This is a genomic window from Methylobacterium sp. Leaf469 (genome assembly GCF_001424745.1).
Classification (GTDB): Bacteria; Pseudomonadota; Alphaproteobacteria; order Rhizobiales; family Beijerinckiaceae; genus Methylobacterium.
This window is the reverse complement of record NZ_LMRE01000001.1, coordinates 435,872-457,848: the sequence shown is the minus strand read 5'-3', so window position 1 is coordinate 457,848 and position 21,977 is coordinate 435,872. Positions and strand designations below refer to the sequence as shown.

Annotated in this window: 24 protein-coding genes and 1 pseudogene; 16 read left to right on the top strand and 9 right to left on the bottom strand. The window is 69.6% G+C overall.

Annotated elements, in window-relative coordinates; genetic code table 11:
* The first annotated feature begins 4 nt into the window (after window positions 1-4).
* The 14 genes and pseudogenes from ASG60_RS02175 to ASG60_RS02110 all read left to right on the top strand — a co-directional run bounded on the left by ASG60_RS02175 (window position 5) and on the right by ASG60_RS02110 (window position 13,284).
* The gene (locus tag ASG60_RS02175; protein WP_056166413.1) at window positions 5-355 is read left to right on the top strand and encodes a flagellar hook-basal body complex protein FliE; all 351 of its coding nucleotides are present in this window, start codon (window positions 5-7) and stop codon (window positions 353-355) included.
* 72 nt (window positions 356-427) lie between these two features.
* On the top strand, window positions 428-1,216 hold the full coding sequence (flgG, locus tag ASG60_RS02170) for a flagellar basal-body rod protein FlgG (protein ID WP_056166416.1): 789 nt from the start codon (window positions 428-430) through the stop codon (window positions 1,214-1,216).
* A 125-nt stretch (window positions 1,217-1,341) separates the two neighbouring features.
* Complete coding sequence (gene flgA / locus ASG60_RS02165) at window positions 1,342-1,839, top strand: flagellar basal body P-ring formation chaperone FlgA (protein ID WP_082478752.1); 498 nt, start codon at window positions 1,342-1,344, stop codon at window positions 1,837-1,839.
* Complete coding sequence (gene flgI, locus ASG60_RS02160; protein WP_056303005.1) at window positions 1,839-2,939, top strand: flagellar basal body P-ring protein FlgI; 1,101 nt, start codon at window positions 1,839-1,841, stop codon at window positions 2,937-2,939. The genes flgA and flgI overlap by 1 nt, the downstream gene beginning before the upstream one ends.
* A 434-nt stretch (window positions 2,940-3,373) precedes the next feature.
* A pseudogene (locus ASG60_RS23830) lies at window positions 3,374-3,760 on the top strand (MotE family protein); the annotation flags it as partial.
* On the top strand, window positions 3,760-4,476 hold the full coding sequence (gene flgH, locus ASG60_RS02150) for a flagellar basal body L-ring protein FlgH (RefSeq protein WP_056166424.1): 717 nt from the start codon (window positions 3,760-3,762) through the stop codon (window positions 4,474-4,476). The pseudogene ASG60_RS23830 and the gene flgH, both read left to right, overlap by 1 nt.
* A 27-nt stretch (window positions 4,477-4,503) precedes the next feature.
* Window positions 4,504-4,989 carry a flagellar basal body-associated FliL family protein gene (locus ASG60_RS02145; RefSeq protein ID WP_056166427.1) on the top strand — a complete coding sequence of 162 codons (486 nt, stop codon included), beginning with the start codon at window positions 4,504-4,506 and terminating at the stop codon, window positions 4,987-4,989.
* A gap of 73 nt (window positions 4,990-5,062) precedes the next feature.
* A complete protein-coding gene (gene fliP / locus ASG60_RS02140) occupies window positions 5,063-5,821 on the top strand; it encodes a flagellar type III secretion system pore protein FliP (RefSeq protein ID WP_056166428.1) in 759 nt (252 codons plus the stop codon).
* 123 nt (window positions 5,822-5,944) lie between these two features.
* Window positions 5,945-7,639 carry a flagellar basal-body MS-ring/collar protein FliF gene (fliF, locus tag ASG60_RS02135; RefSeq protein ID WP_056166431.1) on the top strand — a complete coding sequence of 565 codons (1,695 nt, stop codon included), beginning with the start codon at window positions 5,945-5,947 and terminating at the stop codon, window positions 7,637-7,639.
* Window positions 7,639-8,313, top strand: a complete 675-nt coding sequence (locus ASG60_RS02130; RefSeq protein WP_056384124.1) for a hypothetical protein — start codon at window positions 7,639-7,641, stop codon at window positions 8,311-8,313. Before fliF ends, ASG60_RS02130 begins: the two co-directional genes overlap by 1 nt.
* Before the next feature lie 4 nt (window positions 8,314-8,317).
* Entirely contained in the window at window positions 8,318-9,628 is a 1,311-nt protein-coding gene (locus ASG60_RS02125) for a MotB family protein (RefSeq protein WP_056263467.1), read from the top strand.
* 77 nt (window positions 9,629-9,705) lie between these two features.
* Window positions 9,706-11,046 carry a chemotaxis protein MotC gene (locus tag ASG60_RS02120; RefSeq protein ID WP_244476551.1) on the top strand — a complete coding sequence of 447 codons (1,341 nt, stop codon included), beginning with the start codon at window positions 9,706-9,708 and terminating at the stop codon, window positions 11,044-11,046.
* A complete protein-coding gene (locus ASG60_RS02115) occupies window positions 11,043-12,743 on the top strand; it encodes a flagellar hook-length control protein FliK (protein ID WP_056384123.1) in 1,701 nt (566 codons plus the stop codon). Before ASG60_RS02120 ends, ASG60_RS02115 begins: the two co-directional genes overlap by 4 nt.
* Complete coding sequence (locus ASG60_RS02110) at window positions 12,697-13,284, top strand: lytic transglycosylase domain-containing protein (RefSeq protein WP_082478751.1); 588 nt, start codon at window positions 12,697-12,699, stop codon at window positions 13,282-13,284. The genes ASG60_RS02115 and ASG60_RS02110 overlap by 47 nt, the downstream gene beginning before the upstream one ends.
* A gap of 24 nt (window positions 13,285-13,308) precedes the next feature.
* Here the strand turns inward: ASG60_RS02110 and ASG60_RS02105 are convergent, their stop codons facing one another.
* From ASG60_RS02105 to ASG60_RS02065, 9 genes are all read right to left on the bottom strand, one after another.
* Entirely contained in the window at window positions 13,309-13,995 is a 687-nt protein-coding gene (locus ASG60_RS02105; RefSeq protein WP_056384122.1) for a response regulator transcription factor, read from the bottom strand.
* Between the two features lie 488 nt (window positions 13,996-14,483).
* Entirely contained in the window at window positions 14,484-14,942 is a 459-nt protein-coding gene (locus ASG60_RS02100; protein WP_244476550.1) for a hypothetical protein, read from the bottom strand.
* A 14-nt stretch (window positions 14,943-14,956) separates the two neighbouring features.
* Window positions 14,957-16,015 (bottom strand): flagellar biosynthesis protein FlhB, encoded by a 1,059-nt coding sequence (flhB, locus tag ASG60_RS02095; protein WP_056166451.1) that lies wholly within the window; start codon window positions 16,013-16,015, stop codon window positions 14,957-14,959.
* 68 nt (window positions 16,016-16,083) lie between these two features.
* The gene (locus ASG60_RS02090; RefSeq protein ID WP_056263713.1) at window positions 16,084-17,127 is read right to left on the bottom strand and encodes a flagellar motor switch protein FliG; all 1,044 of its coding nucleotides are present in this window, start codon (window positions 17,125-17,127) and stop codon (window positions 16,084-16,086) included.
* Window positions 17,128-17,131: 4 nt separating this feature from the next.
* Complete coding sequence (gene fliN / locus ASG60_RS02085; protein WP_056166453.1) at window positions 17,132-17,512, bottom strand: flagellar motor switch protein FliN; 381 nt, start codon at window positions 17,510-17,512, stop codon at window positions 17,132-17,134.
* Between the two features lie 79 nt (window positions 17,513-17,591).
* Window positions 17,592-17,903: a hypothetical protein gene (locus tag ASG60_RS02080; RefSeq protein WP_056263474.1), complete on the bottom strand. Its 312-nt coding sequence runs from the start codon at window positions 17,901-17,903 to the stop codon at window positions 17,592-17,594.
* Window positions 17,900-18,853: a FliM/FliN family flagellar motor switch protein gene (locus ASG60_RS02075; RefSeq protein WP_056263476.1), complete on the bottom strand. Its 954-nt coding sequence runs from the start codon at window positions 18,851-18,853 to the stop codon at window positions 17,900-17,902. Before ASG60_RS02075 ends, ASG60_RS02080 begins: the two co-directional genes overlap by 4 nt.
* Window positions 18,854-18,855: 2 nt before the next feature.
* Window positions 18,856-19,728, bottom strand: a complete 873-nt coding sequence (gene motA, locus ASG60_RS02070) for a flagellar motor stator protein MotA (protein ID WP_056302994.1) — start codon at window positions 19,726-19,728, stop codon at window positions 18,856-18,858.
* Between the two features lie 85 nt (window positions 19,729-19,813).
* Window positions 19,814-20,056, bottom strand: a complete 243-nt coding sequence (locus ASG60_RS02065) for a hypothetical protein (protein ID WP_056384121.1) — start codon at window positions 20,054-20,056, stop codon at window positions 19,814-19,816.
* A 100-nt stretch (window positions 20,057-20,156) separates the two neighbouring features.
* On the opposite strand from ASG60_RS02065, the gene ASG60_RS02060 reads away from it, so the two are divergent.
* Entirely contained in the window at window positions 20,157-20,903 is a 747-nt protein-coding gene (locus ASG60_RS02060) for a YebC/PmpR family DNA-binding transcriptional regulator (RefSeq protein WP_056263480.1), read from the top strand.
* A 106-nt stretch (window positions 20,904-21,009) separates the two neighbouring features.
* Window positions 21,010-21,954, top strand: coding sequence for a glutaminase (locus ASG60_RS02055; protein WP_277996223.1), 945 nt, complete (start codon window positions 21,010-21,012; stop codon window positions 21,952-21,954).
* Window positions 21,955-21,977: the final 23 nt, after the last annotated feature.

Here is a 21,977-nt window from a genome sequence, read left to right as displayed (position 1 = left end):
GCCGATGATCGAAGCCCTCGCCTCGCTTTCGGCCTTCGACAGGGCCGCCGGCCTTTCCGGCCCCAGCGCCGCCGCCCCGTTGCGGCCGGCGAGTTTCGCCACCATGCCGGCAGCGTCCACGGGCGGCGCCCTGCCGGGGGCCGATTTCGGCGACGTCATGGCCCAGCTCGCCGCCGGGGTCCGCACCTCGCTGCGCACCGGCGAGGCCACGGCCATCTCGGGGATCCAGGGCAAGGCCTCGACGCAACAGGTCGTGGAGGCGGTGATGTCCGCCGAGCAGAGCCTGCAGACCGCCATCGCCGTACGCGACAAGGTCGTCGCCGCCTATCTCGAACTCAGCCGCATGGCGATCTGAGGTCGGCGCAGCGCCTCACGACAAGAACCGGTTCCCCTTGTTCGGGCTGATGCTCGAAGGACTCCCAAAACCATGAGAGCACTTGCCATCGCCGCGACGGGCATGAACGCCCAGCAGATGAACCTCGAGGTCATCGCGAACAACATCGCCAACCTGAACACCACCGGGTTCAAGGGCGCGCGGGCCGAGTTCACCGATCTGCTCTATCAGGCCGAGCGCCAGCAGGGCGTCCCGAACCAGGCCGGCCAGGAGCCGGTGCCCGAGGGCGCGATGCTCGGCCTCGGCGTGCGCACGGCCGCCATCCGCAACCTGCACCGGCAGGGGCCGCTCGCCAACACCGCCAATCAGCTCGACATGGCCATCAACGGGCGCGGCTACTTCCAGATCACCAACCCCAACGGCGAGATCAACTACACCCGGGCGGGCTCGTTCAACCGCAACAACACCGGGCAGCTCGTGACCCTCGAGGGCTACACCGTCGAGCCCGCCATCACGATCCCGGCCAACGCCGTCGACGTGGTGATCAACGGGTCCGGTCAGGTCTTCGCCAAGATCGACGGCCAGGTCCAAGCCCAGAACATCGGCCAGCTCTCGCTCGCCAACTTCGCCAACGAATCCGGCCTCGAACCCCTCGGAAACGGCCTCTATCGCGAGACCGCCGCTTCGGGTGCCGCCGTGGTGGGGGTCGCGGGCGACCTGAGCTTCGGCAAGATCCAGCAGGGATACCTCGAGAGCTCCAACGTCGATCCGGTGAAGGAGATCACCAACATGATCACCGCCCAGCGCGCGTTCGAGATGAATTCCAAGGTGATCCAAGCCGCCGACGAAATGGCCGGCACGGTCTCGAAGGGCATCCGCTGAGTCAGCGGGCGCCGCCCATCCCGAACCCACCCCGATTCCGACGCCATCGAACCCGGCCGGCGACGGCGGACCGCCCGCGCCCCGCGCGCCCGCCGCCCGGCCCTTCACAGCGAGGCACGACCACCATGGGCCATACGACTTTCGGCGGCGGATTCGCGGGTGGCCTCATGGGCCTGGCCCTGGCGCTCGCCTGCGCCGTCCCGTTCGGCCCCGTCTCGTCCCGGGCCACCGAACTGCTCCTGCCGGTGCCCACCGTGACGATCTACGCCGGCGACGTGATCAAGCCGGGCATGCTGCGCCTCCAGGCCTACCCCGAGAGCTTCAAGGCGCGTACCGCCGTCATCGACGCGCCCATGGCCATCGCCGGTCGTACGGCGCGGCGGATGCTGCTGCCGGGCGAGCCCGTGCCCGTCAACGCCGTCGAGGATCCCCGCCTCGTGAGCCGCAACGTGGCGACGCAGATCGTGTTCGAGGAGCAGGGCCTGCTCATCACCGCCGTCGGTTCGCCCCTCCAGAACGGGGGACTCGGCGAGACCATCCGGGTGCGCAACGCCGATACGGGACGCATCGTCCTCGGCACGGTGATGGCCGACGGACGCATCCGCACCGGCTCCGGCCAGTGATGCGCCTCTGGTTCCTCGCCCTGGCGCTTGTCCTGGCCGCGCTGCCCGCCGAGGCCATGGGCACGCGCATCAAGGACATCGCCAACCTCAAGGGCGTGCGCGACAACCAGCTCGTGGGCTACGGCCTCGTCACCGGCCTGCAGGGCACGGGCGACACCCTGCGCAACGCCCAGTTCACCGAGCAATCCCTGCAATCCATGCTCGACCGCATGGGCATCAACGTCCGCGATGCGCGCCTGCGCACCCGCAACGTCGCCGCCGTGATGGTGACGGCCGACCTGCCGCCCTACACCGGCACCGGCTCGCGCATCGACGTCACCGTGACCTCCCTCGGCGACGCCACCTCCCTCAAGGGCGGCACCCTCTTGATGACGCCCCTCATGGGCGGCGACAGCCTGACCTACGCCGCCGCGCAGGGACCGCTCGCCGTGTCGGGCTTCGCCGTGGGCGGCGCGGCAGAAACCATCACGCAGGGCGTGCCCACCGCCGGGCGCATCCCCAACGGTGCGATGATCGAGCGCGAGGTGCCGGGCACCTTCCGCGACCTGCCCGAACTCGTGTTCGAACTGAAGAACCCCGACTTCAAGACCGCCACGATGGTGGCCGACGCCATCAACGCCTACGCCCTGCAGCGTTTCCGCCGCCGGGTGGCCACCGCCCGCGACCAGCGCGCCATCGCGCTCATCCGCCCGCCGCAGGTGACGCAGACCCGGTTCATCGCCGAGATCGGCGATGTCACCGTCCAGCCCGATGCGCCGGCCCGCGTCGTGGTGGATCAGCGCACCGGCACCGTGGTGATCGGACGCAACGTGCAGATCTCCACCGTGGCCGTGACGCACGGCAACCTGACCGTACGGGTGACGGAAACCCCCGAGGTGGCCCAGCCGGCCCCGTTCTCCAACGGCGTCACGGCCGTGGTTCCGCGCACGGAGGTCGCCGTCAACGAGCAGTCCGGCCGCATGGCGATCATCGGCGGGTCCGATCTCCAGACCCTGGTGCGGGGCCTCAACAACGTCGGCCTGAAGCCCAGCGACATCATCTCGATCCTCCAGGCGGTGAAGACCTCCGGGGCCCTGCAGGCGGAGCTCGTGGTTCAATGAGTTCGACGAAGGCTCTGCGAATCGCCGGCGAGGCGGCCCGGATGGTCGTCCCGGGCCACGCGCGGACGGTTCCGTCCCGGGGGCTTGCCCCGATGGCCGTGCGGATGCTGGTTTGCCTGGGGCTGCTTGCCGTGGCCTCCCTCGCTCTCGGTCCCGTGCGCGCCCAGGGCAGCAAGCCTGAAGGTGGCAAGCCTGCGGTGTCCGGCCTCAATCCCGGCCCGTTTCCGAAGTCGGCTCCGGGCAAGTCCAAACTCGCCGACACCAAACCGATCGACACCAAGCTGGTCGAGTCGAAGCCGGCCGAGGTGGCGCCCGACGCCGTGCGGCTTCCCGAGGTCGCTCAGGTGGCCGAGGTCCGGTTGCCCGAAGCCCCGGCCGCGCCGGAGCCGGCCAGATCCGCGTCCGCCAATGCCACCCCCGCCAAGCCGTCGCCCTACTGCGCCAGCATCGCGGACGCGGCGGCCGATGCCCGCTTCGCCTGGCAGAAAGAGCAGCTCGCGATCCTGGAAAAGCAGGTCGACGAGCGCATCCGGCGCCTCGAGGAGAAACGCGCCGAGTACGAATCCTGGCTCGCGCGCCGTAACGAGTTCCTCGCCAAGGCCGATACCGGCGTGGTGGCGATCTACCAGAAGATGCGCCCCGACGCCGCCGCCCTCCAGCTCGCGAACATGCCCGACGAGGGCGCGGCCGCGATCCTGACGAAGCTCAACGCCCGCACCGCGAGCGCGATCCTGAGCGAGATGGAGGCGGCCCGCGCCGCCCAGCTCGCCCGGATGATGACCGATGCGGGCAAGAAAGCCCGTGAAAGCGAGAAATCCTGATGCCTGCCACCCGTCTGCGCGCCGGCTTCGTCCTGGCGCTCCTCGCGCCTGGGCTCGGGGCCTGCAACACGCCCATGGCCCAACTCGGCCAGCCGCCCCTCCTCACTCCGATCGGCACGGGCCTGTCCCCGCCGCGCGAGGCCCTGCCCACCACCTTCGGTTCGCTCTCGCGCCGGACCTACCACTCGACTTGGTCGCCCTCGAGCGTCGACCTGTTCCAGGACCCGCGTGCGCGCAACATCGGCGACGTGATCACGGTGTCGATCCTCATCGACGACAAGGCCCAGTTCGGCAATTCGAGCGACCGCTCGCGCAGCCAGAAGTCGAGCCTCGGTTTCGATTTCGGCTACGGCGTCTCGGCGCTCAGCGACAAGGCGACGGCCGATGCGGGCATCCGCTCCGGCACCGAGACCAAGGGGGCGGGCAACATCGACCGGTCCGAGGTGCTGCGCCTGTCGGTCGCCGCCATCGTCACCGAGCAGATGCCCAACGGCAACATGGTGATCTCGGGTTCGCAGGAGGTCCGGGTCAACAACGAGGTGCGCGTGCTCAACGTCGCCGGCATCGTCCGCCCGCGCGACATCTCACGCAAGAACACCATCGACTACGACAAGATCGCCGAGGCGCGCATCTCCTACGGTGGGCGGGGGCGCATCACCGACGTGCAGGGCCCGAGCGTCGGCCAGCAGGTCTTCGAAACCCTGGCCCCGTTCTGACGCCCCCCTGAAGCGGAGACGCACGCGATGGCGGCCAAGGACGACACGAAGAAGGGCGGCGGCAAGGGCTGGATCGCCGCCCTGGCGCTGGTGAGCCTCGTCGCCATCGGCACCGGCGGAGGCTTGGGGATGTATCTCCTCTCCAAGGTCGAGAAGGCCGTCGACAGCAAGACGAAGGAGGCCGAGAGCAAGGCGGTGAAGGTGCTGAAATACACCGGTGATCTGGCCCTGCGCCCCGTCGGCTCCGTGGTGACCAACCTCGCCGATTCGGGTGATGCCTGGGTGCGCCTCGAATCCTCCGTGGTGTTCAAGACCGGCGCCGTCCCCAATCCCGATATCGCGCTGGCCGAGATCCGCGCCGACATCGTCGCGTATCTGCGCACGGTCTCCATGCGCCAGATCGAGGGAGCCAGCGGCCTCCAGCACCTGCGCGAGGACCTCAACGAGCGCGTCGCCCTGCGCACCAAGGGTCAAGTGCGTGAACTGATCGTCGAGATGCTGGTGGTGCAATAGCGGGCACCTTCCCTCCCCCTTGCGAGGAGGAGAGCCGCCAGGATCGACGCGGGCGCGACCAACGGAAAACCCCATGAGACGCATCACCACCCTGGCCTTCGCGGCCGCAGCGACCCTCGCCTTCACGGGCGTGGCCGGCGCGCAGTCGGCCACCGGCCTGCCGGCCCTCGATGCCCTGCTGCCGGCCGGCAACGGCGCCGCGAGCGGGCGCATCCTGCAGCTCGTGGCGCTCCTCACGGTGCTGTCTCTGGCGCCGGGCCTCCTCGTGATGGTGACGAGCTTCACCCGGTTCGCCATCGCGTTCTCGTTCCTGCGCTCGGGGCTCGGCCTGCAAAGCACCCCGGCCAACATCTTCCTCGTGTCGCTGTCCCTGTTCATGACGTTCTACGTCATGTCGCCGACCTTCGACCGGGCCTGGAACGAGGGGCTGCGGCCGCTGACCGAGAACAAGATCACCGAACTCGAGGCGATTCCGAAGATCGTCGAGCCGTTCCGCGAGTTCATGGTGGCGCATGTCCGCCCCAAGGACCTCCAGACCTTTACGGATCTCGCCAGCCGCACCATCCCGAAGGCCGAGGGCGGCGAGACCGTCGACCTGCGCATCCTGATCCCGGCCTTCATGATCTCCGAGTTGCGGCGCGGCTTCGAGATCGGCTTCCTCATTGCCCTGCCGTTCCTCGTCATCGACATGATCGTGTCCACGGTGGTGATGTCCATGGGCATGATGATGCTGCCGCCGACGGTGATTTCCCTGCCGTTCAAGGTGCTGTTCTTCATCCTCATCGACGGCTGGAACATGCTGGTGAGCGGGCTGGTGCGATCATTCTTTTAGGCGTTCCTCCGAAAGGTTCCCGTCCGGCATCGCATTTCGATGATGCGGCGCAATCTCCGCGCAAGGCAGCATCGTGAAAAGGGCTCCATCAGATCGCGGGTCTGAAGCGGAGCAGCCCACCGAATGTCCGGTCTCCAACACGCCGAACGCCTCTGGAACAACATCCTCGCCCTCGGGGGACGGCGGATCGCCGCCCTCTCGCTCATCGGCGTGGTGGTCTTCCTCGCCGTCGGTCTCGGGGCGTACTACCTCAGCCGCCCGGCCCAGGAGACGCTCTACACCGGCCTCAGCCGTGAGGATGTCGGGCGCATCGGCAGCGTCCTGAAGGACGCCAACATCCCGTTCGACGTGAGCGCCGACGGCGCCGCCGTCCTCGTCTCCTACGGCAACACCGCCACGGCCCGCATGCTGCTGGCCGAGAAGGGCCTGCCGCAGAGCGCGAAGTCCGGTTACGAGCTGTTCAACGATCTCGGCTCCCTCGGCATGACCTCGTTCATGCAGGAGGTCACCCGCGTCCGCGCCTTGGAGGGCGAGATCGCCCGCACCATCCAGGGCATGAAGGGCGTGAAGGCCGCCCGCGTCCACATTGTGCTCCCCGACCGCGGTTCGTTCCGCCGCGACCAGCAGCCGCCCTCGGCCTCCGTCGTGGTCCGGACCGAGCCCGCCGACGACGTCAGCGGCGCCCAGTCCATCCGCCACCTCGTCGCCTCGGCGGTGCCCGGCATGAAGCCCGACCGCGTCACCGTGATCGGCTCCGGCGGCTCGCTGCTCCTGTCGGGCGACGACACCAACGCCCAGCCGACCGGCAAGATGGCGACCCTCGAGAAGACCATCGGGCACGAGGTTCAGGACAACATCCGCCGGACCCTGACCCCCTACCTCGGCGTCGGCAATTTCGAGGTGAGCGTCGCCGCCCGCCTCAACACCGACAAGACCGTCAAGAACGAGACGATCTTCAACCCTGACCAGCGCGTCGAGCGCTCGACCCGGGCCGTGCGCGAGACCGAGAACGCCCAGAACCGCAACGCCGCCAAGACCACCTCGGCGGCCCAGAACCTGCCCGACGCCCGCACCCGCTCGGACGGCAACGACTCCTCCAGCAACGAGACCCAGAAGCGCGAGGATCTCACCAACTACGAGATTTCCTCGCAGACGATTCAGACGGTGAGCGACGGCTACGCCATCCGCCAGATCTCCGTCGCGGTCCTCGTCAACCGCGCGCGCCTCGCTTCCCTCGCCGGCCCAGACGCCACCAAGGCCCAGATCGACGCCCAGGTCGCCGAGATCGAGCAGCTCGTCGGCTCGGCCGCCGGCTTCAACAAGGAGCGCGGCGACAACGTCAAGGTCGCGGCCGTCGGCTTCGTCAACGACGGCCAGCCCCTGGAGGCCGTGCCGCCGCTGGGGATCATGGACGTGCTGATGCGCCAGTCGGCCACCCTCATCAACGCCGGCACCATCCTGCTGGTGGCCGGCCTGCTGATCTGGTTCGGCCTGCGCCCGGCCATGCGCGCCATCCTCGAAATCCCCGCCGCCCAGCAGGAAGAGGTTCTGGCGTTGGCCGCCGCGACGGCCGCCGCCAACGGCAACGCGGCCCTTGCCGACGGAACCGCGCCGGGGCTGGCCCTCGGGAACAGCGCCGTCGGCGCCGGCGATGTGCCGAGCCTCGCCGCGCCCGCCGGTGGTGTCGCCGGCATGATCGAGGATCTCGCCGACAAGCTCGCCCGCTCGCCGCAGAAGCGACTGGAGCAGATGATCGAGACCGACGAAGCCCAGGCCGCCGAGATCCTGAAGCGCTGGCTCCTGCGTGAGGCCGCGTGATGGCCCCCGCGATCGCCCGCCTGCTCCCCGACTTCTCCGTCCCCGCGACCGCGTCCCGCCCTCCGGCCGCACCCCGTGCGTCGGCGAATTCCGACGCGTCCGAAGGTCTTGCCGTTCTTCTGCGCGTGCCCTCGCCGGCCGTCCCCGCTCCCCCGCCGGAGGACCGGGCCGCGCTTCTCAAGGACGCCGAAGCCCGTGGCCGGGCCGAGGGGCGCACCCAGGCGCAGGCCGAATCCGCCGCCGCCCTGGCCTTCGCGCAGGCCGATTTCGACGCCCGCCTCGCGGCGGCCCGCGTGGATTGGTGCGCGGCCGAGAGCGATCGCCTCGCTGCCGGATTCTCCGCCGCGATCCATGCCCTCGGGGGCCAGCTCACCGACCGCGTCGGAAATCTGCTGGTGCCGGTGCTGACGGCCGGCCTCCGGCGCCAGGCCGTGGACGAACTCGCCCTGACCCTCGCCCAGCTGCTCGGCGATCCGCGCCACGCCCCCGTGCGGATCGGTGGGCCGGCCGACCTCCTCGACGCCCTCGCGGGCAAGCTCGGCGCGGTGGAATCGACCGTGGCCTTCAGCCCCTCCGAGACCGTCGAGGTCACGATCCAGTCGGACCAGACTTTGATCGAAACGCAGCTCGGCGCCTGGGCCGGACTGCTCACCGCCGCCGTCGAAGGAGCCTAGCGCGATGGCGGACGATCACCACGAGATCATCATCATCAAGCGCCACGCCGACCACGACGAGGGTCACCACGGCGGCGCCTGGAAGATCGCGCTCGCCGACTTCATGACGGCCATGATGGCCCTGTTCCTGGTGCTGTGGCTCATCGGCTCCACCACCAAGGAGACGAAGACCGCCATCGCCCAGTACTTCAATCCCGTGAAGCTCGCCGACGTCACCTTCGATCGCAAGGGCGTGCGCGATCCCACGAACACCCCCGGCGAGCCGTCCCCCGAGGACGGCAAGGCCGAGGAGGCCGGTGGCAAGGGGGATGGCAAGGCAGAGGGGAAGGGCGACGGCAAGGGCGCCGATGCGGCCCCGGGCAGCCGTGCCCGCGAGGCCGCCCTGTTCCAGGACCCCTACGCGGTCCTGGCCAAGCTCGCGGCGGACGCCGAAGCCGAATTCTCAAGCGCCGACACCGTCGCCTCCGAGACCGGCGAGCCCGGCATCCGGGGCGGCGAGGCCGCGCGCGATCCGTTCGATCCGCTCTACTGGCAGGTCGCCCCCGTGGCGAAGGCACGGACGGAGCAGCCGGGCTCCGCCGCCACGGTCAGCCCCCTGCCGCAGGAGGGCCGCCTCGACGCGCGTGCCGCGACTGCGCCGGCCAAGGGCACCGCATCGACCGGCGCGCCGAAGCCCGCGCCGATCCAGCTCGCCTCGGCCCTGCCCGAGGACGGCGAGATCCGTTTGCCCGCCCCCCTGCCGATGACCCCGAAGCCCGCCGAGGCCGCCGCGCCGAAGCCCACCAAGGAGAACCGGGAGAAGGAAAACCGGGAGGCGAACGCGGTCAAGGCCGCGGCGGACGCCGCCGAGACGGCAGCCGTCGCCGCCCTCAAGGCCGAGATCGCCAAGGCGGTGCAGACCCAGGGCAACGCCCCGGCGCCCCGTGTCGAGGTCCGGCGTACGGGCGAGGGCATCCTCATCAGCCTCACGGACGATGTGAGTTTCAGCATGTTCGGCGTCGGCTCGGCAGAGCCCCAGGCCAAGGTGGTGCGCGCCCTCGAACAGGTGGCCCGCATCCTCAAGGACCGGCCCGGCCAGGTGATCGTGCGCGGCCACACCGACGGGCGCCCGTTCCGCTCCGAGACCTACGACAACTGGCGCCTGTCCTCGGCTCGAGCCCAGATGGCCTCCTACATGCTCGTGCGCGGCGGCCTCGCCGATGCGCGCCTGGAGCGGATCGAGGGCTACGCCGACCGCCAGCCGCGCAACCCCGCCGACCCGAAGGCGGCCGAGAACCGCCGCATCGAGATTCTTCTGCGCGGGCGACCCGAGTGACATCGGTGCCGAAGGATCGCCGGGGCTCTCATAGTCGCGACGGGCTCCCTCTCCTGGAAGGAGAGGGTCGGGGTGAGGTGCGTGGCTTCTCCGGAAAGGTCGCACACCTCACCCTGTCCCTCTCCTGGAAGGTGTGGGGACCCGCGCCCGGATCGACCTGGTGGGCGAACGCGAAGCTGCGGTCGCGCCTCGCCATCGTTGCCTTGGCCATGGGCCTGTGCGCGCAGCCCCTTGCGTACGCCGCCGATTCCCACGGCGGTGGCGGACACGGCGCGGCGCCGGCCGCCCCCATCGATCCCCTGCCGGTCAAGCCCTACACCGTGCCCGTCGAGATGGTGCGAACCCTGCAATTGCTGCAGGATCGGATCGCCCAAGGGTCGGGGCCGGCGCATACGGGCCAGCGCGCCCTCCTGGCCCATGCCGAGGAGCGGATGCGCGCCCTCGAACCGGAGGCCTGGGCCGATCCGGTCAACATCCGCGCGGCCGTCACCTTCGCCCTCGGCGGCGGCGGCCCGGCGCTCCTGCGCCACATCCTCGCCTCGTCCAAGGTTCCGGCGGACAGCACGCCCCTGGTGCTCGGCTCCCTCGCCTTCCTCGAAGGGCGCGAGAAGGAAGCCCGCACGCTCCTGACGAAGATCGACGCCGCCTCCGTGCCCGTGGGCCTCGGGGCGCAGCTCGCCCTGACCCAGTCGGCCCTGGTGGTGCGCGACGACCCCGCCCAGTCGATCCGCCTCCTCGACCTCGCCCGTCTGCTGGCACCCGGCACCCTGGTGGAGGAGGGGGCGCTCCGCCGCGAGATCTTCGTCCTGGCGCAGGGCAACGACCTCGTGAAATTCGAGGCCCTGGCGATCCAGTATCTCCGCCGGTTCCGCCACTCGGTCTATGCCGGCAACTTCCGCCAGCGCTTCGCCGCCGCCCTGACCCGCCTCGATTTCGGGGCCGAAACCGGCCGTTTCGCCCGCCTGCAGGCGATGCTCGACGAGATCGAGCCCGAGGGGCGACGCGACCTCTACCTCCTCGTGGCCCGCGCCGCCCTCGACCAGGGCAAGAACGCCACCGCTATCTTCGCCGCCGAGCGCACCGTGACCCTGACCGAGCCGGGCACCGTCGCGGCGATCCGGGCACGCCTCTACCGGGCCGCCGCCCTCGTGGTGGTGGACGGCCGGTTCGAGGAGAGCGTCGAGACCCTGCGGATGACCGACCGCAGCGTCCTCGCGGCGGCCGACCGCGACCTCCTCGACGCGGCGCTCGCCACCGCGCGGGAGATTCGCGACGTGCCGGGCGTCCCGGACGCGCCGCCGCCTGCGCCGGAGCCGTCCCGGCTCGCTGCCCGCGAACTTCCGACCACGCCCGCCATCGCCCGTGCCCAGGGGGCGATCGGCCAGATCGACGACCTGATGAGGAAGAGCGGCCGATGAACACGTTCGCTGCGATGAAGCCGGCGCCTCGTCCGGCCGAGGCCGCCGCAATCCGAAGCGGGGCGGAAGCCGTCGAGGCGTCAGCGGACGGCGTCGCCGAAGCGTTCGGTGCCGTCCTCGGCGCGCTCCAGGAGGGCCGTCCCGCCAAGGAGACGGCCGGTCGCGCGGATAGGGCCGGCGACGAGGCGGCGTCCGGCGCGGGCCCGTCTCCGGCTGAACCGGCCAACCCCCTCCTCGGCCTCGTCGCCGCCGTCGATACGGGCACCGTCCCGCAACCGCCGGCGACCACCATGGACCCGGCGGCCCTCCAGGCGCTCCTCGCGCGGGCGGTACCGGGCGCCGTCCCTGCTCCCGTCCTCGCCCCCGCCGTGGCGCCCCCCGCGACCGCTGGGTCCGACCAGGCCGTGTCCGCGCAAGGCGCGGCCGTCCCGGTGGGCGTGGCGGACCTCGCCGCCGGGATCGCTCTGGCGGCCGGGGGGAGTGGGCAGGCCCGGAGCGGCCCGGTCCAGACCGCCCCGATGCAGGATGATCCCACCCGGGCGGTTTCGGTCGAGGCCGATGCCGTGTCGCGGACCGTTGCCGAATCCCGTCCCCAGGTGACGATCCTCCAGCAGGAGACGCATTTCGCGCCGGTGAGGCCGAGGCTCGTCGCCGGGCAGGCCGCCGCGCTCCCTGCGTCGGCGGGCCAAGCCGGCGCCATCCCGGCGCCCGTCGCCCCCGCGCCGATCCTCCCGACCCTCGCCGCCGCCGTGGCGGACGCCGTGCCCGCGCGCGAGGCGGCATTGCCCCTCGGCGCCGCCGTCGGCGCTGGTGCGGCCGCCGTTTCCGCACCGACAAGCGCCCCGGCTGCCGCACCGTCCGCCATCGACCCTACGGTGCCCCAAGCCGTTGCCCCGGTGCCCCAAGCCGGCGCTCCGGTGCCACCGGCCGGATCGCTGCCCGCGCCGTCGGCCGAGCCATCCGGCAAGCCGCGCCGGGCCGAGGCCGCACCGGCCACGACGGAGACCGCGACGGTGGCCTCGCCGACGGCCCAGCGCCTCGCCGGCCAGGCGCTTCCCGTCGAGGCCGCCCAATCGACGGCGGGAGACGTTCTCACAGCCGAGGCCGGTCCGCGCGAGACCATCGCGCCCGTCGCCACGGCGCAGGGGGGCGCCCTGCCGTCCGCCGCCCTCGGCGAGCCGGTCCGTCAGGTCGCCGAGGCCGTGGCCGCCGAACTGGCCCGTCCGGCGGCCACGGCCACAACCGCCGCCGCGACGTCCGGCACCGAGGGACCCCTGCGGCTCCTCACCATTCAGCTCCGGCCGATGGATCTCGGCACCGTCCTCGTGCGGATGCGCCTGCGCGACGGCCAGCTCGAGATGAGTCTCCATGCCAGCCGCGAGGAGACGGCCGCCCTCCTGCGCCAGGACGGCGCCCTCCTCACCGACCTGCTGCGCAACTCCGGCTACCAGCCGGACACCATCACCATCGCGTCGAACGGTGCCGGCGCTCCGTCCCAGGGCGAGGGCGGTCGTCCCGGTGCGGGGACGTCGTTCCAGCCGGGTGGCCAGGGCGGCCAGGCGCAGGGGGGCGCCAACCCCGACCAGGCCCCCCGGCGCGGGGGCGACACGCATGCGGATGAGCGAGCAGACCTGACCCATGAGCGGACCCATGAGACGATTTCTTCCGGCCCTGACCGCAGCGGCCTGTACCTTTAGGGGGATCTCGGCTGCGGTCGGGACCGCCCAGGCGGGTGTTCCCCCGGTGGCGAGCACGATCTGCGAGCGTGAGATGGCGGGCGCGGCGGCGAAGCACGGCGTGCCCCTCGGCGTGCTCTATGCCGTGGGCCTGACGGAGAGCGGCAACCGCGGCTCGCTCCAGCCCTATGCCATGAACATCGCCGGCAAGGCGTACTTCGGCACCAACGCGGCCGATGTGGTGGCGCGCCTCGGCGAGGCTCAACGCAACGGCGTGAAACTCGTCGATCTCGGCTGCATGCAGATCAACCACCATTACCACCGGGCGAAGTTCACGTCCCTGGAGGGTATGATCGACCCGGCGCAGAACGTCGAATACGCCACGCGCTTCCTGAAGGAGCTGAAGGCGCGCGAAGGCAGCTGGACCCTGGCGGTGGCCCGCTACCATGCCGGGCCCAACAACAATCCCGCCCAGAAGACCTATGTCTGCCGGGTGATCGCCAACATGGTGGCGTCGGGCTTCGGCGGTTGGACGCCGGGGGCCAAGACCTTCTGTCAGTGAGCAGCAGGTGGCGGGGTCGGCGGGCTACCCGACGAAGGTGTAGCCCATGAAGCGCTTGGCCTCGATGGGGTCGAAGCCGAGCCGGGCGGAGAGCTTCTTGCGCAGCTTGCTCACGTGCCCCTCGATGGCGCTCTCCTCGACGCCGTTGCTGTAGACGCCGTAGACCACGTTGTAGATCTGCGTCTTCGTCATCCGCTTGCCCCGGTTGCGCACAAGGCATTCGAGGATGTGCCGCTCGCGACGCGGCAGGGCCAGGACTTCGCCGTCCACCTCCGGATCGCGGCCGTCGAAGAACACCTTGAGGCGTTCCGTGGGGGCGGGCACGTCGCGAGGCGGGAGGGGAGCGCCGCCGTTGACTCGGCGCCAGATCGCCTCCGACCGGGCCAGGATCTCGCGGACATGGACGGGTTTGGGCAGCACGTCGTCGATGCCCGCCTCGAACAGCAGCAGCGTCTGGTCGAGGGACCGCACGTCGCTTAGCGCGATGATCGGTGCGCGCGAGAGCCGGCGGATGGTGCCGGCGCACCTGGCCCTGTCCTCGAAATCACCCAGCAGGAAACCCTGAATCGCTTCACGGTCCAGGCGCGAGGACGCCTGGAACCAATTGGCGAACTCGTCCGGTGCCAGACCGAGGGACGAGATGCCCTCCCGGTCGAAACTGGCCTTGTACCCGGCGTTCACCGATTGCCGGGTGTCGACCAAGATATACATCCATCGCCTCCGACGTCGTGATGGTCAGCCCGCCGGGCTGCCATTCTCCCCCAGTGCTCCGGTGACGTCGTTGACCGGAGCGACTTGTGATCGTTCTGCGTTGGCTGGCTTGCGATCGAAGAAAGATCGCAGAGCCTATAAATCCTTGCCGAGTCTCCGCTTCTGTAGTTGCGAAGTTATCGGCGATCTTCGCTCTAAAGGCTCGATGGAGATAGAGTATTTTCAATATTGCCCGGCACGAGCCGCTTTATCCAGGTCTGCGTACGATCTGTGGTTGTTCGGTACGATGTCGTCCAAAGCTTTGCGTCATCCACCGATTCGCGTCTGCTGGATCATCCATGTCTGGCGCGCCAGGACAGGTCAATGCCCGATCCCCATAGGTCAGAGTTCCATCACCCGGCATCCATGCGCGTGGGCTCCGATCAAGTCTTGGTGGAATCCTAAAAAACGACGATCTCGGAGACCGTGTGCCCCGTCGCCGAGCGCGATCAGCCTGCCACCGGGGCGAGCCGAGCCTCGGCCAGGGCGCTCGCGAAGCCGTCGAGCCAGAAGCCCGGTCCCTCGTCGGCCAGAATGCGCTGGATCGCCACACCAACGTAGACGCCGTCGAGGACGAGCTTGAAAAACACCGTCACGGGGGCGGTGACGAACTCCATGTCGAGGACGACGGTGAGGGAGCGTCCCCAGTCGAAGCGCACGTCGGCTCCGTCGGCATAGGCGATGGTCGCTTCCTTGAAGAACGGCTCGGCCGAGGAAGCGACGAGGTCGGCGATGTTGCCGTGGCGCTCGCCCTGCACCCATCCGATCAGGATGCCGCCGTCGAGGAGGCACAGTTCCGCGATGAAGTCCCGGATCGCCGTGGCGAACACGCGCTCGGCCGCCGCGAGCACGTCCGCGGTGTCGCCCTGGTGGGGGCTGGGCACGGTGTCCGGCAGGGGGTCCAGCATGGGCAAAACGCTCATCAGCGGGCTTTCGAGAACAGGAAGAACAGAACCTGGGCCACGGCGCTATAGAACTCCGCCGGGATCATCCGATCGATTTCGACACTGTCGTACAGGGACCTTGCGAGAGGCTTGTCTTCCACCACCGGAACGCCGTTCGCCTCGGCGATTTCGCGGATGCGCAGGGCGAGGAGGTCCTTGCCTTTGGCGAGAACCAGGGGGGCCGGCTGCTCGTCGCGATTGTAGCGGAGCGCAATGGCGTAGTGGGTCGGATTCGCGATCACCAGGGTGGCGTTCTTGACGTTGGCGAGCATGCGCTTGCGCGAACGGTCCTGGGCCATGGAGCGCAGGCGCCCCTTGACCAGGGGGTCGCCCTCGGCCTGCTTGTGCTCGTCCTTGAGATCCTGCTTCGACATCCGGATCGAGCGCTGCCAGCGCAGGCGCGACCACACGAGGTCGGCCGCCACGATGACGATGGTGGCGATGCTGACCACCGACACGAGGCGGATCGCCACGGTGAGGATCAGTTCGGGGATCTGGCTCGGGTCGGAGAACATGGCATTCACGGCTTTGTTGCCCTCCGAGCGCAGGAGCAGCAGGGCGACGATGGTGACGCTCAAGAATTTAAAGAGCGATTTCAGGAACTCGACCTGACCGGCCTTTCCGAAGATCCGTCCCCAGCCCTTGGCCAGCGAGATCCTGGACCATTGCGGCCGGATGCGCTCGCCGACCACGCTCGGCACGTTCTGCACCAGGGAGGCGACGAGGCTGCACCCGCCGATGATTGCCAGGATCGGGAGGAGGAATTTGGCCGCCGACAGGGCGGTGCCTTCGAGGATGCGCGCGGCGTCCTGGCTGTTCTCCAGGGCGAAATCGCGCGGGTGGTCGATGAACGTCATGAGATCGCGCACCAGGGGGGCGGTCCCGTCGCGCACCACGAGGCTCAAGGCGATGAGCATCCCGAGGATCGAGGCGAACACGGGCGCTTCGCGGGAGAACGGGACGTCGCCCTTCTCGACGGCGTCGCGCACCCGTTTCTCGGTGGCGTCCTCGGTCTTGCTCTCCTGATCGTCAGACATGCACGGGGCCGCGCAACGCGGGCGCGGTCCGGTCGGCGATGCCCAGACCCGTCATGCGGTGCGGCGCCTCAGCGGACGAGGGGCTCAACCTCGCCTCCGGCATTGATCTCGATGTCGCCGCGCCCGGCCATCTCCATGGCGAGATCCGTGATCGAGCGCCGGGCTTCCAGCACGTCCTTCTGCGCGGCCGGCTCGCCGCCGTTGAGTTCGTGCTCGACCATGCGCTTCACGCGCGCCGACAGGGCGCTCAGAACCACGGTGCGGAACTCGGCGTCCGTGCCCTTGAGGGCCATGACGAGGCGGTCGTTCGGCACGGCGTCGAACAGGGTGGTGCGCGCGCGCGGCGCCAGCTTGACGATGTCGTCGAAGGTGAAGAGCAGGCCCTTGAGGATCTCCACGGATTTCGGCCTGGATTCTCCGAGACTCGTCAGCACCTCGTCGATCTGCGTGCGCTCCATCTTGTTGATGATGTCGGCCATCTTGGCGTGGGTGTCGGCCCCCGAATTACGCGAGCCGTTGATGAGGAAGTCGTCGTGCAGCGCGCGCTGGACCGCTTGCATGATCTCGTCGACCACGGGCTTGAACGTCAGCATCCGGCGCATCACCGTGTTGCGCAGGGGCTGGGGCAGGTGGGCCATCACCTTGGCGGCGGTGGCGGGCCTGATCCGGGACAGGATCAGGGCCGCCGTCTGCGGATGCTCCTTGACGAGGGTGCTCGCGAGCACGGTCTCGGAGACCTCCGACATCCGCTCCCAGACGGACCGGGTGGAATCACCGCGCACATCGGCGAGGATCTCGGCGAGCTGGGCCGCGGGAATCAGACCGGTGAGGAGCTTCTCCACCTCCTGCACGGTGCCGACGAGGCTGCCGCCGTTGGAGAACTCGCCCGAGAACGCATCCACGATGGTGTCGAGCTGACCGGCGCTGACGGAGCCGAGCTGCATCGCCGAGCGGGTGATGCGCTTGATCTCGTCGGCCTCGAAATATTTCAGCAGGCGGCCGGCCGCCGGCTTGCCCATGGCGAGCAGCAGGGCCGCGACCTCGTCCACGGGGGCGAGCTGGCGCGGAAGGCCCGGCGGCGCTTGCGGAATCGGCACGCTGCCCACGCTCATCGGCTCAGCCATTCTGTCCGGAATCCGCCGGGCCGACGATCTCCGTCAGGGAGACGCCGAAACGGGAATTGTCCTCCTCGACCACGACGATCTCGCCACGCGCGACCACGCGGCCGTTCACGGTGACGTCGACGGGCTCGCCGACCCGGTGGTCGAGGGAGACGATGGCGCCGCGCCCGAGCTTCATCAGGTCGGCCACCGGCATGGTCGCCGAGCCGAGGACCACCTGGATCAGCACCGGGATGCGCAGGATCGAGTCGATGTTGCGGTTGTCGCCGATGCGCGCCTCGGCGGCCGGGGCCGGAGACGCCGCCGTCACGGTGGGAAATACGGGGGCGGCGCCCGCCGGGGCGGTCTCCGCGTCGTCGAAGGGGCTGTTGCTCATCGTCCGCTCGTGGAGGGGTGACGTCGTGCGTCAGGATCGGAGGCGTCGGGGATCAGAGTCGGTCGAAGGCGCGAGATGGTCAACCGCCCGGGACCCGCGCCTGCCGGGCGAGGTCGTTCGCAAGGGCCCGGCGGCCGTTCTCGAGGGCGGCGAGGGTCGTGCGCGCCTCCTCGATCTTGCCGTCGAGGGCCTCGAGGATCGCCCGCCCCTCCGTGCTGAAGCCGCGCACGGCTTCGCCCGCCTGGCTCAGGGCGTGGCCCGACTGGGTGAGGATACGGCCGTACTCGGCCTGGGTCCGGTCGAGGCGCTTGAGCTTGAGATACATCGGCACCACGCAGGCGCTCGTCGCGATGAGCGCGAGGAGCAGGATGGTGTCAACCAGAGGCGTCATGGCACGAGGCCTTCCTTCTCGGGGGCGATGGCTTCGTCGATGCGCAGGACGTAGGAGCCTTGCGCCTGCCCCATATGGCACCAGAACAGCGGCCTGTCGTTGCCCTCGAGCTTCACCCGCGTGGTCGGGGTGGCGTCGAGCCCGATGACCTGGCCGACCTTGAGTGCGGAGATCTCGCCGAGGGTCAGGGTGCGCTCCTCCAGCACGGCGCGGAGCGTCACTTCCGCCTTCTGCACCTCGGCCGCGATCTGCTGGCTCCAGATGGGATCGCGCGCCACCGATTCCCCGGTGAGCACCTTGGACAGGCTCGGGCGCATGGGGTTGATCACCGATTGCGGGATGATGAGGAACATCTCGCCGCTGCGGTTGAGCGCCTGGAGCAGGAACTTCGCTTCCACCGCCTTGTTGCCGCGCCCGCCGATGACGGCGAACTCCATACGGGTCTCGGTCCGTTCCAGGCGGAACGGTGTGGCGGCCACGAGGGAGAACGAGGACTCGAGCGCCTTGCCGACCTGCTCCAGCACGATCTGGGCGATGCGGGTCTCGATGCCGGAGAACGGGCGCTCGTCCTCCACCGGCGGCTCGCCGCCATCGGACCCCAGCAGCACCTCCACCATGGTGAAGACGAAGTCGCGGTCGAGGCCGACGAGGATGTGGCTGTCCCAGTCGGGCGCGTGGAAGAGGCCCGCGATGGCGTTGTTGTCGTAGGCATCGAGCAATTCGCCGATGCGGCCGCTCTGGATGCCGCCGAGGGAAAAGTGCACCGGCGAGGCGACGAGGTGCTTGAGGTTGTCCGAGCAGCCCGTGGTCAGGCGGTCGAACACCACGCTGAGCATCGGCAGGCGGTCGAGGGACAGGCCGCCCGCCTCGATGAGGCGTGCGCGGATGTCGGTGTTCGGCGGTTTCTGGCCGGAGGGGTCCTCCGCTGGGGGGACCTGGGGCGTATCCATGGTCAGGCAGCCTCGCGCTGGGCACCGCCGTTCACGGTGGCGTTCTCGACCTCGTCGATGGTGGGGCGGTCGCTGAGCGAGATGCCCTTGCGGCCGTGCTCGACGGCGATCTGCGGCACGGCCCCGCTCATGTACGCGAGCAGGCTCTGTTTGACGATGATGTAGACGTGGGCCTGCTTCTCGCGGATCACCTTGATCTTCGTCGCGAACGGCGCGAGCACGCCGTAGGACATGAACACGCCGAAGAAGGTGCCGACGAGCGCGGCGCCGATGAGGCCGCCGAGGATCTGGGGCGACTGGTCCAGCGCCCCCATCGCCTTCACGATGCCGAGCACCGCCGCGACGATGCCCAGCGCCGGCATCGCCTCCGCCACCATGGTGACGGCGCCGTAGGGCTTGAGCCGGTCCTTGCGGTAGCCGTTGATCTCCTCGTCCATCAGGGCCTCGATCTCGTGGGCGCGGGCATTGCCGATGAGGATCAGGCGAGCGTAGTCGCAGATGAACAGGACGAGGTCGGCGTTCTTGGCGATGGCCGGATAGGCCTTGAACAGTTCGGAATTCGCCGGGTCGTCGAGGTGGGGCTCGACCTCGTTGCGGGGCTTGGCCTTCAGCTCGCGCATGAGGGCGTGGAGGAGGCCGAGAAGCTCGAGGTAGTCCTTGCGCTTGGGCACCTTGCCGGTGAGGGCGTCCATGCTCGCCTTGCCGGAATCCACCACCGTCTTCATCGGGTTGGCCATGACGAAGGCGCCGGCCCCCATGCCGCCGATGATCACGAACTCCCAAGGCTGCCAAAGCACTTCGAGGTGCCCGCCCATGGCGACGAACCCGCCGAGCATGCAGCCGATTCCGATGACGAGGCCGATGACAATGCCCAAGGTCTTTGGCCTCCGCCGGTGTGAACGCGTGTCACGTCCTGAGCGGCGGAGGTACGGCGGCAGGCTTGTGCGGGGCTGGGACCCCTCAACGCGCGGGCGGCACGCGTTCCCGACCCTTGGCCGCCGTCGGGAACAGGACCGTCCCGGCCACGAGCCCGAGGAGTGCGGCGAGCCCGAGCCGGCCCCAGCCCGCGGGTTTCCCTCCGTGCGGCTTCGCCCGTGCTCGCGCGCCGGGCGAGGCGGTGTGAAGGCGTTGCCGGTCGTGGGCTTCGTCGAGGCTGCTCATGGGGATCAACGCCTTGGCGGCGGCCGCGTTGCCACGCCGCATGGGGCCGGCCTATAAACGCCGCCCATTCCCGATGCCGCGTGCCGTCGAGGAGGCCCGGCCTCCTCCGGCGCCGCTCCCTTTCGCGAGAGTCGATCACCCCATGGCCGGCCATTCCCAGTTCAAGAACATCATGCACCGCAAGGGCCGCGTCGATGCGGTCCGGTCCAAGATCTTCGGCAAGCTCGCCCGCGAGATCACGGTGGCGGCCAAGCTCGGCCTGCCGGACCCCGCCATGAATGCGCGCCTGCGCGCCGCCATCATCGCGGCCCGCGCCGAGAACGTGCCGAAGGACAACATCGAGCGCGCCATCAAGAAGGCGCAGAGCGCCGATTCCGAGAATTACGACGAGATCCGCTACGAGGGCTACGGCCCCGGCGGCGCCGCCCTCATCGTCGAGGCGCAGACGGACAACCGCAACCGCACCGCCTCCGACGTGCGCTCGGCCTTCACCAAGTCCGGCGGCAGCCTCGCCGAGACCGGCGCCGTCTCGTTCATGTTCGATCATGTCGGCGTGGTGGAATTCGACGCCGGAGTGGCGGATGCCGACACCATGCTGGAGGCCGCCATCGAAGCCGGCGCCGACGACGTGCGATCGGATGCAGACGGTCACGAGATCACCTGCGCCCAGGACGCCTACGGCGAGGTCTCCAAGGCCCTCGAGGCGCGCTTCGGCGAGCCCCGCCGCACGGCGCTGGTCTGGAAGGCCCAGAACACCATCGAGGTCGACGACGAGACCGGCGAGAAGCTCCTGCGTCTCGTGGAGGTGATCGAGGATCAGGACGACGTCCAGAACGTGTTCGTGAACTTCGCCCTGTCGGAAGCCCTGATGGAGAAGCTGGCGGGCTGAACGGCCCCGTCTCGTCGCAGGGGCGGTTTCCGGGTTGGCAGTTTCCGGGTTGGCAGTTTCATTGCGTCGCGGTGAGACTGCCCCTTGAGCCCGCGTGAGACGCTCCGTGCCGCAAACGCCCAGCCCCGACCTGCACGCTGTCGTGCGGGAGATCGCCGAGGAGATGCGGGTCCGGCCCGACCGGGGCGAGGTGGCGACCTACATTCCCGAACTCGCCCGCGTCGACGCCGGCGCCTTCGGCCTCGTCGTCATCGATGCCGACGGCACCGTCGCGTCCGGCGGCGACGCCGACGTGGCGTTCTCGATCCAGAGCATCTCGAAGGTGTTCACCCTGACCCTGGCCCTCGGCATGGTCGGGGACCGCCTGTGGCGCCGGGTCGGGCGCGAGCCTTCGGGCAGCCCGTTCAACTCCATCGTCCAGTTGGAGCGCGAGCGTGGAATTCCGCGCAATCCCTTCATCAATGCGGGCGCCATCGCGGTCACCGACGTGATCCTGTCGGGACATCAGCCGCGGGAGGCCTTGGGCGAGATCCTGCGTTTCATGCAGTTCCTGGCCGAAGATCCGAGCATCGCCATCGACGAGGCCGTGGCGGCTTCCGAGCTACGCACGGGTTTCCGCAACGTAGCGCTCGCCAATTACATGAAATCCTTCGGCGTCCTCGACAACCCAGTGGATTTCACCCTCGGCGTCTACTTCCATCACTGCGCCATCAGCATGACCTGCCGACAGCTCGCCACGGCGGGGCGCTTCCTTGCGCATTCGGGGCGGACACCCTCGACGGGTCATTCCGTCGTTTCGGCCGAACGGGCGCGCCGCATCAATGCGGTGATGCTCACCTGCGGGCATTACGACGGTTCGGGCGAGTTCGCCTACCGCGTCGGCCTGCCCGGCAAGAGCGGGGTCGGCGGCGGCATCCTGGCCGTGGCGCCGGGGCGTGCCTCCATCGCCGTGTGGTCGCCCGGCCTCGACGCCTCGGGCAATTCCCACCTCGGCCGGATCGCCCTCGAAGCGCTCACCAAGCGCCTCGGCTGGTCGATCTTCGGCGTCTGATCGGGCACTACGGTGTCCGGGTC

What these genes read in the sequence shown, in the direction of transcription:
- flhB (WP_056166451.1), bottom strand. Translation starts at nt 16,015, where the DNA reads ATGTCTGACGATCAGGAGAGCAAGACCGAGGACGCCACCGAGAAACGG.
- ASG60_RS02080 (WP_056263474.1), bottom strand. Translation starts at nt 17,903, where the DNA reads ATGACGCCTCTGGTTGACACCATCCTGCTCCTCGCGCTCATCGCGACG.
- flgI (WP_056303005.1), top strand. Translation starts at nt 1,839, where the DNA reads ATGCGCCTCTGGTTCCTCGCCCTGGCGCTTGTCCTGGCCGCGCTGCCC.
- ASG60_RS02100 (WP_244476550.1), bottom strand. Translation starts at nt 14,942, where the DNA reads ATGCTGGACCCCCTGCCGGACACCGTGCCCAGCCCCCACCAGGGCGAC.
- ASG60_RS02110 (WP_082478751.1), top strand. Translation starts at nt 12,697, where the DNA reads ATGAGACGATTTCTTCCGGCCCTGACCGCAGCGGCCTGTACCTTTAGG.
- fliN (WP_056166453.1), bottom strand. Translation starts at nt 17,512, where the DNA reads ATGAGCAACAGCCCCTTCGACGACGCGGAGACCGCCCCGGCGGGCGCC.
- ASG60_RS02090 (WP_056263713.1), bottom strand. Translation starts at nt 17,127, where the DNA reads ATGAGCGTGGGCAGCGTGCCGATTCCGCAAGCGCCGCCGGGCCTTCCG.
- flgA (WP_082478752.1), top strand. Translation starts at nt 1,342, where the DNA reads ATGGGCCATACGACTTTCGGCGGCGGATTCGCGGGTGGCCTCATGGGC.
- flgH (WP_056166424.1), top strand. Translation starts at nt 3,760, where the DNA reads ATGCCTGCCACCCGTCTGCGCGCCGGCTTCGTCCTGGCGCTCCTCGCG.
- flgG (WP_056166416.1), top strand. Translation starts at nt 428, where the DNA reads ATGAGAGCACTTGCCATCGCCGCGACGGGCATGAACGCCCAGCAGATG.
- ASG60_RS02130 (WP_056384124.1), top strand. Translation starts at nt 7,639, where the DNA reads ATGGCCCCCGCGATCGCCCGCCTGCTCCCCGACTTCTCCGTCCCCGCG.
- fliF (WP_056166431.1), top strand. Translation starts at nt 5,945, where the DNA reads ATGTCCGGTCTCCAACACGCCGAACGCCTCTGGAACAACATCCTCGCC.
- ASG60_RS02075 (WP_056263476.1), bottom strand. Translation starts at nt 18,853, where the DNA reads ATGGATACGCCCCAGGTCCCCCCAGCGGAGGACCCCTCCGGCCAGAAA.
- ASG60_RS02115 (WP_056384123.1), top strand. Translation starts at nt 11,043, where the DNA reads ATGAACACGTTCGCTGCGATGAAGCCGGCGCCTCGTCCGGCCGAGGCC.
- ASG60_RS02145 (WP_056166427.1), top strand. Translation starts at nt 4,504, where the DNA reads ATGGCGGCCAAGGACGACACGAAGAAGGGCGGCGGCAAGGGCTGGATC.
- ASG60_RS02065 (WP_056384121.1), bottom strand. Translation starts at nt 20,056, where the DNA reads ATGCGGCGTGGCAACGCGGCCGCCGCCAAGGCGTTGATCCCCATGAGC.
- ASG60_RS02125 (WP_056263467.1), top strand. Translation starts at nt 8,318, where the DNA reads ATGGCGGACGATCACCACGAGATCATCATCATCAAGCGCCACGCCGAC.
- ASG60_RS02175 (WP_056166413.1), top strand. Translation starts at nt 5, where the DNA reads ATGATCGAAGCCCTCGCCTCGCTTTCGGCCTTCGACAGGGCCGCCGGC.
- fliP (WP_056166428.1), top strand. Translation starts at nt 5,063, where the DNA reads ATGAGACGCATCACCACCCTGGCCTTCGCGGCCGCAGCGACCCTCGCC.
- ASG60_RS02105 (WP_056384122.1), bottom strand. Translation starts at nt 13,995, where the DNA reads ATGTATATCTTGGTCGACACCCGGCAATCGGTGAACGCCGGGTACAAG.
- ASG60_RS02060 (WP_056263480.1), top strand. Translation starts at nt 20,157, where the DNA reads ATGGCCGGCCATTCCCAGTTCAAGAACATCATGCACCGCAAGGGCCGC.